This is a genomic window from Phenylobacterium sp. (assembly GCF_046590535.1).
GTDB lineage: Bacteria > Pseudomonadota > Alphaproteobacteria > Caulobacterales > Caulobacteraceae > Phenylobacterium.
In genome coordinates, this window is the sequence record NZ_JBKJTG010000196.1 from 1 (window position 1) to 13,879 (window position 13,879).

A 13,879-nucleotide genomic window follows, 5' to 3' on the forward strand; every position below is an offset into this window, starting at 1 on the left:
GAAATTCGATCCTGTGTGGACCCCGCGCTATCTGGCCGCCCCACCACTCGCGCTGGCCTCTGCAATTCTCGACGTGACCCGGCTGGTCGCCCGCCCACCTGCGATCCCGCTCACAAAAGCGTAAGCTGATCGAAAGCAGCGGGAGGGAAGAGCCTGCGACTCCTACTGACGCGCGGAGGACCCGCGCGATCAGCGCAGGGACATCCGATGAAACTCTCCAACCTCCTTCTCGCTGGCGCCGCCGTCCTGGCGCTTGGAACTGGATCGGCTGCCTTGGTGCAGGCCCCGCCCGAGCTAAGGCCGGCCCCGATTGAGGCCATGCCTCAAACCCCGCGACCGATTGCAGTGGCTGGCCCGGTTATAGAAACCTCCTTCAAGTTCGGGGCGTCAGGTCCGGTGACGATCTACAAGGCGGCCAAGGAGCCTGATCGGTTCGTGGTCTTCATTTCCGGGGACGGCGGCTGGAACCAGGGTGTCGTTGACATGGCTCGTCGGCTTGCGCGGATGGACGCCACCGTGGTGGGGGTCGATATCCGTCATTACCTTGGAGCGGCCCAAGCCACAAAGGCCGGGACGCTCTATCCAGCCGGCGACTTTTCCAGTCTGGCCCAAGCCGTCCAGAAATCGCTCGGCTTCAAGCGCTATCACCGCCCGGTTGTCGTCGGATATTCGTCGGGCGCGACCCTCGCCTATGGGACGCTAGTGCAGTCGCCCAGCGGCATCTTTCAGGGCGGAGTCGGTCTTGGCTTTTGCCCGGACCTGAAGACTGACAAGCCGCTAGCGGCCGGCGATGGCAGGCTCAGCTATCGCACGGACCCCAAGCTCGGTTTCATCTATGGGCCCTCGAAGACGCTGAGCTCTCGCTTCATCGCCCTTCAGGGTCGCCAGGATCTGACCTGCCTCCCGGCGGCGACCCACGCCTTCATCGCCCAGACGGCCAACGCCGGCGTGATCGACCTTCCGAAAGTCGGACATGGCTATTCGGTGGCCGCCAACTGGGCCCCCCAGTTCGCCCAGGCCTTCTCCTGGCTCTATCCCCGGGCTGCCGCGGCCCCGCCCGCAATTCCGACGGCCAGCGCCGCACGCCTGGCAGGCCTGCCGATCATCGAAGTTCCCGCGGTGGGCGGCGGCGACACTCTGGCGGTGCTCTATTCCGGGGACGGCGGCTGGGCCGGGATCGACAGGGGCCTGGCCGAAGGCCTTGTCCAGGCCCATGTCCCGGTCGTGGGCTACGACTCCCTAAGGTATTTCTGGACCCGCCGGACGCCCCAGGCTGCGGCCGCCGACTTGACCGCGGTGCTCGAGCACTACATGGCGACCTGGCACAAGTCGAAGATCGTCTTGGCCGGCTATTCCTTTGGCGCCGACGCCCTGCCGTTTATCGTGGCCCGCCTGTCCCCGGAGATGCGCGCGCACATTCGCTTGGTCGCCCTTGTTGCCGTCGATAAGGACGGAGAGTTGGAGTTCCACCCAGGCGATTGGCTCAACCATGGCAGCCCCAGCGCGTATCCCATCGCTCCGACCCTGGCCGATTTGAAGGGCATCCCGATGGTTTGCATTTATGGCGACCAGGACACCGGGGATGCCTGCCCGACCTTCAACCCAAACCTGATCCACGCGGTGAAGCTCAGCGGCGGTCACCACTTCAACGGCGACTATGCCGCCGTGGGCCGTGCCATTTCCGCAGCGGCGGGCTTGTGATCTGCCCATTCCGGCGTTCCGTCACCGTCCGCAGGAGGAGTCGTTCCACGAACGGGCGCACCCAGCCTCACGTCATCACCCCTTCTCGAAGGACCTCCCATGCGCCTGCCGTTGATTACGCCCGCTGACCTCTCGCTGGAGCAACGACCTCTCTACGACAGCATGCGAGCCGGAATCGCCAGCCACTTCGGCGCCTTCACGGTCGAGCGGGAGGACGGCGCCCTGATGGTCCCTTGGAGCCCCTGGCTGCATGAACCGACGATCGGCAGGGCCATCTGGGACCTCACCCTTCAGCGCCACCTTGGCCTTGAAATCAGCCGAGTCGGGAAGGAAGCGCGTCAGGCGGTCGACCTTATATACAACGACCACATCGACCCGCTTGGCAGCCACCTCCGCCAGTAGCTGCCGAAGCGCTGGCCGATCCATCGCGCCACCGGAATATCCGCCGTCGTCATAGTGATCTGGAATGGCCGCCCATCCCTCGCCGGCCTGGGACCGGATGTATGCCTCGCAGGCCTCGCGCTGGGCGTGGAGGCTGTTGAACGATTGCTCCAGGCCCTCGTCAGGACTCTTGCGCGTGTAGATCGCGCAGCGAACGGGCGCGACGGCGTTCACCGGGCGCTCGCCGGTTCGCGCAGTCCGAAGAACCGCGGGCCATTCCATCGACTGCCGGTGATTTTCCGCGCGACCGCCGACAGGCTTCGATAGATCGTTCCCTGATAGCTGAACGCCTGTTCGCCAACATCGACGTGATGGAGCACACCGAGGTATTCGCGGGTCAGACGTGACCCTGGGGGCGGCCCCGGCGGTTGCGGGATCGAAGTGCCGCCTAGGAGTATTCTGGTCTCTGCATCGAGACCGCCAAACGATTCCGCCTGCAGTCGCCAGGCGATCAGTCTGCGCAGCAGGTCGACCGATCGAAACCGCGGCGCAGAGCCCCAGCGCGCCATCCACAACGCTCGCAACTCTGACAGCTGCATGTGCTCAATCAGCCGGATCTCGGCTTCGACAACGTCACTCAGCGCGTTCTGATCGAGGTCCACCGACGCCTCCGGTAAGTGTGGCGGTGCCTTGGATAACAGTAGCGCCGGCAGCCATCACAACGCCGCGAGAAGAAATCTCCCAAACACGAGTCGGTGATCAACTAGTTGAAAATATGGAGATCACTTCTCGTCTGACTGCGTGCACCGTCTCGTTCAGCATCTCGTGCCGCATCTACCGCCGCCCGTCAGCGTCCCGTGACTTTGGGCTGACAACACCATCGCCGCCGCACCCCTACCAGACGTCGATGAAACTCCGTCCCTTCGCGCGCCGGGGCGACAGGCCGGTGGCGTTCAGGCCCTTGGTCAGCCATTCGCGGGTGTCCGCGGGGTCGATGACGGCGGTGATCTCGGCGACCTGCGCGACGGAGATGGCCTTGCCGGTCAGGTACATCCGGCCCACCAGCTTCTGGAACAGGGCCTCGCGCGCCACGAGGTCGAGCTCGGCCTCCAGTTCCTTGCGATAACCAAGGCGCACGGCACCCTCCAGCCCCATCGGCCCGAACTCTGCGGTGGGCCAGGCGACGGTGAAGGCGGGCGCGGAGAAATCACCAGCGGTCATGGCCTGGGCGCCGAGGCCGTAGCCCTTGCGAAGCACCACCGCGAACATCGGTACCGACAGGGCCGCAGCGGTGACGAACAAGCGCGAGCCGCGCCGTACGGCGGCGGTTTTCTCGCTGTCCGGGCCGACCATGAACCCGGGCGTGTCGCACAGCGACAGGATCGGCACGTCGAAGGCGTCGCAGAGCTGCATGAACCGCGCGCCCTTCTCCGCGCCCTCGCCGTCGATGGCGCCGCCCAGGTGGCGTGGATCGTTGGCAATCACGCCGAAGGGGCGCCCCACCACCCGCAGGAAACCGGTGATCATGCCGGGTCCATAGCCGCCGCGCAGTTCGAGGAAGGTTCCGGTGTCCGCCAGGCCGCGGATCACGGCGCGGACGTCATAGGCCCGCACGCGGTTCTCCGGCACGATGTGGCGCAGGGCGCGCTGGTCGGCACAGGTCCAGTCCTTCACTCGACCCTGGAACATGCCCAGCAGGTGGCGGGCGGCGGCGGTGGCTTCGGCCTCGTCCTCGACCAGCAGGTCCAGGACGCCGTTGGCCCACTGCACGTCGGCGGGACCGATCTGGTCCGGGGTGAACACGCCCAGCCCACCGCCTTCAATCATCGCCGGGCCGCCCAGGCCGATGTTGCTATTGCGGGTCGCGATGGTGATGTCCGCGCAGCCGAAGAACACCGCGTTGCCGGCAAAGCAACGGCCCGAGTTGATGGCGATCCGCGGCGCGATCCCCGACATCCGCGCAAAGGTGGTAAAGCTGGTGGTGTCCAGGGACGAGGCCGACAGGCCGCCAGCGTCCACGTCGCCCGGTCGTCCGCCACCGCCCTCCGTGTACCAGACCACCGGAAGTTTCCAGCGCTCGGCGAATTCCAGGATCTGGTCGGTCTTCTTGTGGCCGAAGTGGCCCTGGGTGCCAGCCAGAACGGTGTAGTCATAGGCCAGCGCCGCGCAACGCGAGGTCTCCGGGCCGAACAACGCGCAGTTCACCTCGCCGATGCCGGTGACGATGCCGTCCGCCGGGGTGTTGACCTGCAAATCGTCAATCGTGCGACGGCGGCGCTGAGCGGCGATGGCGAGCCCGGCGAACTCGGTGAAACTGCCGGGATCGAACAGGTCGCCCAGGTTCTCCCGCGCCGTGCGCTGGCCAGTCTTGCGCCGACGCGCAACGGCGTCGGGGCGGTTTTCATCCAGGGTCAGGGCCTGGCGCGCGATCACCTCGGCGAGGTCAGGACGGATCCTCTCCAGGTCGATCACATCAACGTCGGCCAGCACATCGGCCAACCCCTCCGGCTGGATGAAGACCAGCGGATCGCCCTCATCCACGGTCAGGCCGGTTTCGCCCACGAGGCCCACGACCACGCCACTCACCGGCGAATTGGCCATGTGCTGCATCTTCATGGCTTCCAGCACCGCCACCGACTGGCCAGCGCGAACGGCGTCGCCTACCGCGACTTCGAAGCCCACGATGGTGCCGCGCAGCGGGGCCGCCGCCGTGAGACTGCCCTCCGGCGCCTCGGCTAAGGCGGCATCGGGTCCTGCCGCGGCGGCGACTTCCAAGGGCGGTTCCAGCTCGGCGGCGCGCGCCAGCAGACCCGAGAGACGGCGTTCGACGAAGGTGGTGTCGGCGGCGCCCTGAGCCACTTCTGGGACCTCCAGTATCGCCCGCAACAGGGCCAGGTTGTTGTCGACCCCGTCCAGCCGGAACTCGGCCGCCGCGCGGCTGGCCCGGGCCACCACGGCGCGGACGTCGGCGTCAGAGCTATGGACGATAACCTTGGCGATCATCGAATCGAAGGCCGGGCTGGGCCGATAACCGGCGAACCCCGCGCCATCCACACGCACGCCGGGCCCGCTGGGTGGCTCATAGCGCGTGATTACCCCGCTGCCGCCGGACACGGAGCCATCGGCAGCGATACGTTCCAGGTTGACCCGCAATTGAACCGCGTTGCCCCGAACCGGCGGTGGGCCGTCGCCAAGGCCGGCGTCGACCAGCAAGGTTCCGCCCGCCAGCCGTAGCTGAAGCTGGACGAGATCCAGGCCGGTTACCGCCTCGGTCACCGTGTGTTCGACCTGGAGACGGGCATTGGCCTCGATGAACACGGCGGTCTCGCCGTCGGCGATGTCCAGCAGGAATTCAAAAGTGGCCAGGCCACGCAACTTCGCCGCCTGCGCCATTCGCACCGAGGCGGTTTGCAGGCGCGCTCGCACGTCCGGCGACAGTCCGATGGCGGGGCAAAATTCGATCAGCTTCTGACGCCGCCGCTGCAACGAGCATTCCCGGTCGTGGATCGCCACGGCCGTCCTGCCGTCGCCCGCCACCTGCACCTCAATGTGGCGCGCCGCAGCGATGAAATGTTCCGCGTAGAGGCGGTCGTCGCCGAACGCAGCCAAGGCCTCCTGGGCGCAGGCGCTATAGGCTTGGCTCGGATCTTCGCCCGCCTCGACCCGGCGCATGCCGCGACCGCCGCCGCCGGCCACCGCCTTGATCATCAGCGATGCGCCCTTGGACAATCCAACCTGGAACGCCCGCATTTCCGCAAGACTCGCCCCGCCAGGCAAGCCGGCGATCACCGGGACTCCCTGATCTTCCGCGAATGTTCTTGCGCGGGCCTTGTCGCCGAACAGTTCCAGCGCCTCAGCGTCCGGCCCTACGAAGGTCAGGCCGGCGGTAGCGCAGACCCGCTGGAACGCCGCGCTCTCCGAGAGGAACCCATAGCCCGGGTGGACGGCATCGCAGCCGGCGGCGATGGCAGCCTCTGCCAGGGCCTGAGCGTCCAGATAGACGCGGGGTCCAACGCCCTTCAGCGCCACAGCGGCGTCGGCGCGACTGCGATGCAGGGCTGACGCGTCGTCTTCCGAGAAGACGGCGACGGTGCGAATGCCCAGGTCCGCCGCGGCGCGGGCGATCCGGATGGCGATCTCACCGCGATTGGCGATGAGCAGGGAACGGATCGTCAGGCCAAATCTCCGGAAGCTAGGCCGCTCGCGCGAAGGCCGGGACCAGGTGGCGGCCCGCCAGCTCAATGCTCTTCAGCACCGCAGCATGGGGTATCGAGCCGTACTGCATCATGCACATCATGCGGTCGGCACCGATAGCCTCGTAGCCTCGAATCTTGTCGACGCAGTGGTCGGGATCCCCGATCACGACGCAGTCCAGAGGCTCCAGCACCTCATGGGCCTCCACGAACGAGATTTTTTCGCCCTGGGCCATACGCTTGAGGACCTTCAATACCGGCGGATCGTCGTCGTGGATCACCGTCTCGTTGGGATCCAGCCGCGCCTGGGCCGCGGTGTCGCGGGCCGAGTTGGGGTGCAGCCCGCCCTTGATCATGTCGTACCAGACCCGGCGAGGCACCTTGAACACCACCGGCGCAGCGTTGACGTACCAGAGCGCCGACCAGGCGGCGCCGTTGGCGATGGCCTGATCGCGGGTCTCCGCCAGATGGACGAAGGTGAAGCAGCCCTTCTGGGCGTTGACGGTCTTGCCCGCCGGCGCCTTGCAGGCGGCCAGACCTCGTTCGTGCTCCCGCAGCATCTCGCCCAGAAAGGCCACGGGGCTCAGCAGGGTGGTGCCGAGCGCGCCCACGCCCATCTCGCCCGCCATGAAGAAGCTCTCCGGCGAGCCGCAGGTCTGCCAGAGCGGCGGGTGCGGCTGCTGCAGTGGTTTCGGCACGATTTCTCGGGGCGGCGTCTTGTAGGTCGGCGTGTCCCAGGAAAACTCCTTGTCCGTCCAGACCCGGGGAATGACGTGCATCGCTTCACGGACCTCGTCGCGAGCCGTGTCCGGATCGACGCCGAAGGTCTCCCACTCCTTGCCGCCACTCTTGGCGAGGCCCAGGTCGAATCGTCCGCCCGACAGGATGTCGATCGTCGCACCCCGCTCCGCTACCCGCAGGGGCGAGTTGATCTTGAACGGCGCCAGCACGCCGGCGTGGCCCACCCTCAGGCGCTGGGTCGCCATAGCGATCGCCGTCAGGACGATCTCGGGTGCGGACGAGTAGCTGAACTCCGGCGACCCGTGATGCTCCACCTGCCACCATGTGGTGAAGCCGGCAGAATCGGCGGCCCGCGCCTGGTCGAGAATCTCCCGGAACAGGCTGGCCTCGTCGGCGCCATTCCAGGGAAACGCCCTCTGGATCTCGCAGAAGATATCGAACTTCACTGCGCCGCCTCCCCCTGTCGACTTTTACATAACAACTGTTACGTAATGTAGTCCCGATGAAGGTGTCAAGGATGGGTAATCGATTCTTCGAAAAACTGCCTCTTGGTTAGTTGGATGCCCTTGGCATAACGGACGATATGCTATGATGCTCCTTACATCGGGGGGAGAACGGGCATGGCCGGCGGCGACTGGGCTCTGGAGCAATTTTACCACACGATCATCAACGCCCGGGACATCGACGAGACGGTGGCCTTCTACCAGGCGCTGGGGTTCGAGATCGTCCGCGATCGCCGCAACATGACCTGGCCGCCGGGCGGCGGCGTGGTGTTCGGCCTGATCCCAGACGTGAAGGGCCGCGGCGGCACGCTGATGGCGCTTCCCAACGATCCGCCACCGAACGGCCCAATGCTGGACATCATCCAATGGCTGGAACCGGAGGCGACATTCAATCCGGTCTCGCCCACCACCGTGCCGCGGGTGACCGCCTTCCGGACTCGCAATGTCGCGGGCGCGCTCAGGGCCATGCAGGCGAAGGGCTACCGGACCACGACCGCGGAGGCCTACACCGGCAACGCCGCCGCCGGGATCCTGGCCGTAGGCGGCGTCTACGATCCCAACGGCAATGTCATCGAGCTGATCGAACTTGCGCCCGGGCTGACGACGTCGCGCCTGCAGGAGGTCTACGGGACGGACGATCCCGGCTAAGCGGGTCCGATGCGGTAAATCCGGGCGGCCACGTCGTGAAACAGCAGCGCCTTCTCGCCGGCGCTGAAATCCCGAACCATTTTCTTGTGGGCGTTCCACAGGACCCCGTATCCGCAGGCCCGCTTGTCCATCGGGAAGTTGCTCTCGAAAAGGCAGCGGTCGGGCCCGAACAGGTCGATGGCGGCGCGATAATACGGGCCGTTGGCGGCAGCCAGTTCGTCTGAGGTCGGCGGCCGTGGACGCTCGTTCCAGCCGAACCCGTTGAAGTGCATGTTCAGGCCGCCCAGCTTCACCACCACGTTGCGGCAGGTGGCGACGCGCGCCAGGCCGGTCTGCCAGTCCGCGAACACCTCCGCCTGGCGGCCTGCATAGTAGCCCATCCCGAGCGGCGTGCCGATGTGGTCGAGGATGATCGTCAGGTCGGGGACCGCCGCCGCCAGCGCGGCCACCTCGGCGAGCTGATGATGGAAGACCCAGATGTCGAGGGAAAGGCCGCGCCGCGCCAGTTCGCGTGCGCCGTCGCGGAACCCAGCGCTGGCCATCATGCCGGCGGGCGCGCTGGGCCAGGGGTCGAGCACGCCATGCGGATCGGCGGCCACGATGGGCCGCACGCCGCGGTACCGGTCAGGCGCCCGGGCGATGTGGGCATCCATCACCCGGCCCGCCTCACGCCCCAGCATTAGGTCGACCGAACCGAAGATCGCGGCGCAGGCCTGGGTCTGCCCAAAAGCCCCGCTGGCCGACTGGGCCGCCACGCCGTTGGCGAATTCCACCTCGCCCACCGACCGAAATTCCGGCGGCCCGGACGTCCGATACATCGCGCCGCATTCGGCGAAGACGGTGGCGACGATGTTATGCCCGCCCCCGTCCGGGTGCAGGTCCGCCAGAAGTTCGGGCAGCAGGTAGGTCTCCTGCGGCAGCTTCCACAGGTGATGGTGTGCGTCGATGACCGGCAGGTCCGGTTCGAGGGGCGCTTCGGACACCTGCGCCAGCCACTCGGCACGGACCGGCCACTCCATCGACATCGCTGTGACTCGTTACTGCTTCAGGGACGGACGGCGGCGGGACGGGCGGCGGAGAGCCGCCACGCCCCGCTCTGGATCAGAAGTTGACGCCGACGCGAACGCCATATGTGCGGGGCGGGTAGTAGACGAAGTTGTCCGGTTCCAGCACCTGTTGGCCGAGCGAGATGGACTGCAACCCATCGTTAGAGATGATGTCGTCGTCCTCGATGTTGGCCACGAAGGCGTCGACCTTGTAGCGGCTGTCCGGGGTTTTCCACGTCAGGCGCAGATTGGTCGTGTGATAGGACTTCTGCCGCGAGGTCGCGAAGTTGTCCGGCAGGAAGTCCACCTTACCCGAGAAGTAGGTGTCGACCCGCGGCGTCAACGTCCCGAAGCCTACGTCAAAGGTGTACTCCGCGCCCAGGTTCAGGGCGTAGGGCGGCGTTTGGTTCAGGCGATTACCCTTGAAATTGCAGAGCTTGGTCGCGGCGTCGCAGCCCGGCCCGGGGCCGCCGAACCGGGCGGCCGTGGTGATGTAGCGGCCGTACTTGGCGTCCGTCACCGTCAGGGAGGCGTTCAGGCGCAGGTTCTCGACCGGAACGACGGTGAATTCCGCCTCCAGGCCGTTCACGTCCGTGCTTCCGTTGACGTTGTTGATGCCCGACTGGGTCGAACTCTGGATGAACACCTGAAGGTTCTTGATCACCTGATGGTAGGCCGCCAGGTTGAGCTGCGCCCGGCCGTCCAGAAATCGCGATTTCCAGCCCACATCGAAGGATGTGAGGGTCTCCGGATTGTAGATGTTGGCCAGGCCTACGATGTTGCCCCCAGCCAGGTAACCCCGCGAGATCGAGCCGTAGAGCAGCGAGGCCTCGTTGACCTGATAGGCCGCGCCCACCTTGCCCGTCACCTGTTCCCAGCTCTTGCTGAACGGGCCCTTGAACACGGCGCAGCTGCCGCCGCAGGCGATCGGCAACTGGTAGTCCAGGAAGTTGAAGCCGTACTTCTTATCGTGGGTGTAGCGGACGCCGAGCGTCAGGGTCAGTGGTATCCCGGCGGAGGTCTTGGACAGGTCATAGTCGAAGTGGGCGAACGGCGCGTAGGCCTTGGTCTTGCTGGTGCCCTGGCTGAAGAAGTTGAAGGCGTTGAACGGCACGGTCGGACCGAAGTCGTTGAAGCCCAGGTCCCGGTAGCCGAAGTCCTGGAAGTTCTTGCCGTAGAAGTAGATGCCGCCGACCACCCAGCGAAGCGCCCCATTGCCCTTGGAGGCGAACCGAACCTCCTCCGAAAACTGCTTGGCGTTGAGCGTCCAGGGCGCGCCTACGGCGATGGGAAGGTCTGAGCCGTCGCCGTCGCTCACCTGGTTCACGTCGCTGGTCCCATAGGCCGTCACCGAGGTGAAATTGGCGAACGAGAGCGCCCAGTCGAAAGTCGCCGAATAGAGCTCCGTCTCGTTCTTGCCGCGGTCGGGGGCGTCGTGACAGACCCGCCGCGGATCGAACTTCGCCTGGGTGCTGAAGTCGCAGGCCGAGCCGATCGCGATGCCGAGCGGCGCGCGGGTGTAGCGCGCCGGGGTCTGCCACCAAGCCGTCGCCGCGGCCGCCACACCCTTGTTCTGGCTCAGGCTGGCGGCCAGTAGCAGGCTGGCATCGGCGTTGAAGTCGATGGCCAGTTGCGCCCGCAGCATCTGGTAGTCCTGGGCGTCTAGCTGGTCGGTCGCCGTGGTCTTCCTGGACAGGTTCTTCGTGTAGGCGGCGTGCTCGGCCGACACCGCGGTGAGCCGGGCCATCGCGCGGAAGTCGCCTTTGTCCGCCAGCGGTGCATTGAGGAAAGCGCGGAAGGTGCGGGCGTCGTAGTTGCCTATCATAGCGTCCGCCCCGGCGTGGAACTCGCTCGTCGGCTTGTTGGTGATGACGTTGATTGAACCGCCCACGGAGTTGCGGCCGGAGAGGGTGCCCTGCGGCCCGCGCAGCACCTCGACGCGGGCGATGTCATAGAACTCCGGGTCGATCGAAGTGGTCCGCTGCACGTAGACGCCGTCGATGTTGTAGGCGACCGGCGAGTCCCCGCCTGGCGTCGTGTTCTGGCTGCCCAGCCCACGCATGGTGATCACGTTCTCACCGCCGGTCACGCCCGAGCCGAAGCGCAGGGAAGGCACCCGTGTGCCCAGTTCCTTGAAGCCGGTGACCCCCTGCGCCTCCAGCGCCTCGCCGCCCACCGCGCTGATGGCGATGGGGACCTTCTGGACATTTTCCTCGCGATACTGGGCGGTGACGACGACCTCACTGATCGTCGCCGGCTTGTCTTGCTCCGCGGCCATTGCGGCGCCCGCCGAAAGGCAGATCGCGGCGACGCCGGTGAGCAGTTTGAGCATCCGTTGGCTGACCATTCTGTTTCCTCCCCCTGTTTAAATCCGGCGGCCGACTGGGTGCCGGGCATCATCGCCCATCAGGGCTTCCCGTTATGCGATAGGGCCTCGTTTGCCCGCGAGTGGCGGACGCCGGGTTCTAGTTCGATCATCTCGATGATGTTGCCGTTGGGGTCGTAGCAGCACACCGTGCCCACGACGCCGAGCGCCTGTTCCGGCGTATGTACGGGCTGGGCGAAGCGGACGCCCTGGCGGCTTAGGTCGTCATAGGCGGCCCGGACATTCTGGGTCCGAAAGGCCAGGATGCGCGGCACGGTCTCGCCGACCTTTGAGGGATCTGGAAACTCGGCCTTGGGCTCAAGCCATTCCAGCAGGTCCAGCATCGGGCCGTCGGGATCGGAGGGCAGCACCATCAGCACACCCCGGCCCCGCGCGCGCTTGAGGCCGAACAGGCCCGCCACGAACGCCGGCCACGTCACGTGGCGGCGGTCATTGAGGACGTCGAAGCCGAGCTTACGAAAGAAGGCGACCGACTCGTCGAGGTCCCGACAATTGATGACCGTGTGGTAGAAACGAGTCAGCAGCCAGGCAGGTTCGCTCATTCGTCAGCTCCCTCAAACCGCTTTGGGTGGACGTCGCAGGCACCGCATCAGATGCAGTCGACCTGCCCGCCTTTCAGCTCACCTGCGGGACATGCGCCGCGCGGGCGGCCCACCTCCAACCGTCATCTGAAAATATAACGCGCGTTCTGTCGGGATCGCAAAGGAATAAGATAACGCACGTTCTGCGCCATCACGGTCTCTCAAACTGGGCGGGACTCCGCTGGCAGGTCGGATGGCTCGGCGTCAGGCCGTGGCGCGGGTCGACTGGCGCGACGCCCGGGCCGCGGGCGGCTCGACGACCTTGACCGGAGGCGGGCCCAGCCGGGCCTCGATCAGAGAATCGATAAACCGCCTCTGGGCGGGTGCGGCCAGCTTGCCGGCGATTAGGACCTGTACCCCGATCCCGTCGACCAGCGCGACCAGTTCGCGGGCGGTCAGGTCAGCGTCCAGAGCGGCGGGGGCCTCGCCCTGCTCCTGCGCGCGGCAGATCTGGCCGGCGATGCGCCCGGACCATTCACGGTACCGCTCCTTCATTACCCGGTTGACCTGCGGACTGTGGGCGGCGCGCTCCCAGAAGGCCATCCAGAAGCGCCAGCGTCTCTTCATGACGGTGGTCGTGGGCAGGGCCGTGTAGAGCAGGTGGCGCAAGGCCGCGCGAGCCGAGGATTCGAGGGCGGCCTCCTCCATGGGCGCGCGCACCTGCTCGGCGGCATGTTCCGAGGCTGCGATCAGCACGTCGTCCTTGGATTTAAAATAGTGGGTCAGCGCGCCAGTCGTAAAGCCGGCTTCACGCGCGACTTCCCGAACGGTCAAGCCTTCAAGGCCGTCGCGCGAAATAACGTTGAGCGCGGCCGCGGCGAACAGTCGTCGCCTTTCGATATGATCTGCCTGACGGGCCATTGCCCTGGACTTCTCCGCCGTATTGAGGGGCGGCCGTTAGCATAGTGTCCCGCGGATATATACGCTCGCTGGGTTCGACTCATCCCCGGAGGTAATCTGACGGGTGGTGATGATGTACGTCCGCTACCCGCTGTCGCTGCGCAACGTCGAGGACCTTTTGTTCGAGCGCGGCATCGACATTTGCCATGAGACGGTACGGCTGTGGTGGAACCGGTTCGGTCCGATGTTCGCCGGGGAGATCCGCAAGAAGCGGGTCGATCAGATGCGGGCTCACACCCACTGGCGGTGGCACCTCGACGAGGTCTACGTGAAGATCAACGGCGAAATGCGCTATCTCTGGCGCGCCGTCGACCACGAAGGCGGCGTGCTGGAATCCTTTGTCACCAAGACCCGGGACAAGGCTTCAGCATTGAAATTCATCGAGAAAGCCATGAGACGGCCACGGCCGATCCAAAGCGGTCGTCACCGACGGTGAGATCCTACCGTGCCGCCATGCGGGAAATCGGCAATGCCGATCGCCAGGAGACGGGGCGCTGGCTGAACAATCGGGCTGAGAATTCACACTTGCCCTTCCGACGACGGGCGATGATCCGGTTCCGCAGAATGAAGACTCTGCAGAAATTCGCCGCCGTGCACGGCACGGTCCACAACCTCTTCAACCAGGAGCGCCACCTCATCAGCCGAAACCTCTACCGCGAACGACGCTCAGCCGCTCTGGCCGAGTGGCCGCGGTCATGGGCTGAGGTCAGGCCAGGGTGGGGAAATTGCGCCTGACCGGAGACCGGTTGCCGCTCGACTGACACCACCAGCGATGAGTCATCCCGAAACTTGTCTCCGC

General features: G+C 66.0%; 10 protein-coding genes and 1 pseudogene. 3 read left to right on the forward strand and 8 right to left on the reverse strand.

All coding sequences use genetic code 11. From position 1 onward, the window contains the following. Nucleotides 1–396: 396 nt before the first annotated feature. On the forward strand, nt 397–1,701 hold the full coding sequence (locus ACLL81_RS11570; RefSeq protein WP_411288495.1) for an AcvB/VirJ family lysyl-phosphatidylglycerol hydrolase: 1,305 nt from the start codon (nt 397–399) through the stop codon (nt 1,699–1,701). Nucleotides 1,702–1,776: 75 nt separating this feature from the next. On the opposite strand, the gene ACLL81_RS11575 is transcribed toward ACLL81_RS11570, so the two are convergent. The 4 genes from ACLL81_RS11575 to ACLL81_RS11590 form a co-directional block, all read right to left on the reverse strand. Beyond that, on the reverse strand, nt 1,777–2,364 hold the full coding sequence (locus tag ACLL81_RS11575) for a recombinase family protein (RefSeq protein ID WP_411288496.1): 588 nt from the start codon (nt 2,362–2,364) through the stop codon (nt 1,777–1,779). Then, nucleotides 2,313–2,744: a DUF2924 domain-containing protein gene (locus ACLL81_RS11580; RefSeq protein ID WP_411288497.1), complete on the reverse strand. Its 432-nt coding sequence runs from the start codon at nt 2,742–2,744 to the stop codon at nt 2,313–2,315. The genes ACLL81_RS11575 and ACLL81_RS11580 overlap by 52 nt, the downstream gene beginning before the upstream one ends. 232 nt (nt 2,745–2,976) lie before the next feature. Further along, entirely contained in the window at nt 2,977–6,324 is a 3,348-nt protein-coding gene (locus ACLL81_RS11585) for a carboxyl transferase domain-containing protein (protein ID WP_411288498.1), read from the reverse strand. Further along, nucleotides 6,275–7,462, reverse strand: a complete 1,188-nt coding sequence (locus ACLL81_RS11590) for an LLM class flavin-dependent oxidoreductase (RefSeq protein ID WP_411288499.1) — start codon at nt 7,460–7,462, stop codon at nt 6,275–6,277. Before ACLL81_RS11590 ends, ACLL81_RS11585 begins: the two co-directional genes overlap by 50 nt. A gap of 174 nt (nt 7,463–7,636) precedes the next feature. On the opposite strand from ACLL81_RS11590, the gene ACLL81_RS11595 reads away from it, so the two are divergent. Further along, the gene (locus tag ACLL81_RS11595) at nt 7,637–8,167 is read left to right on the forward strand and encodes a VOC family protein (protein WP_411288500.1); all 531 of its coding nucleotides are present in this window, start codon (nt 7,637–7,639) and stop codon (nt 8,165–8,167) included. Here ACLL81_RS11595 and ACLL81_RS11600 read toward each other — a convergent pair. The 4 genes from ACLL81_RS11600 to ACLL81_RS11615 all read right to left on the reverse strand — a co-directional run bounded on the left by ACLL81_RS11600 (nt 8,164) and on the right by ACLL81_RS11615 (nt 13,041). Further along, on the reverse strand, nt 8,164–9,186 hold the full coding sequence (locus ACLL81_RS11600; protein ID WP_411288501.1) for an amidohydrolase family protein: 1,023 nt from the start codon (nt 9,184–9,186) through the stop codon (nt 8,164–8,166). The genes ACLL81_RS11595 and ACLL81_RS11600 overlap by 4 nt on opposite strands. A gap of 82 nt (nt 9,187–9,268) precedes the next feature. Next, a complete protein-coding gene (locus tag ACLL81_RS11605) occupies nt 9,269–11,560 on the reverse strand; it encodes a TonB-dependent receptor (RefSeq protein ID WP_411288502.1) in 2,292 nt (763 codons plus the stop codon). Nucleotides 11,561–11,619: 59 nt separating this feature from the next. Further along, complete coding sequence (locus ACLL81_RS11610) at nt 11,620–12,141, reverse strand: VOC family protein (RefSeq protein WP_411288503.1); 522 nt, start codon at nt 12,139–12,141, stop codon at nt 11,620–11,622. 243 nt (nt 12,142–12,384) lie between these two features. Continuing rightward, nucleotides 12,385–13,041 (reverse strand): TetR/AcrR family transcriptional regulator, encoded by a 657-nt coding sequence (locus ACLL81_RS11615; RefSeq protein ID WP_411288504.1) that lies wholly within the window; start codon nt 13,039–13,041, stop codon nt 12,385–12,387. Nucleotides 13,042–13,150: 109 nt separating this feature from the next. Between ACLL81_RS11615 and ACLL81_RS11620 the strand changes: the two are divergent. Beyond that, nucleotides 13,151–13,815, forward strand: a pseudogene (locus ACLL81_RS11620) (IS6 family transposase). The last annotated feature ends 64 nt before the right edge of the window (nt 13,816–13,879 follow it).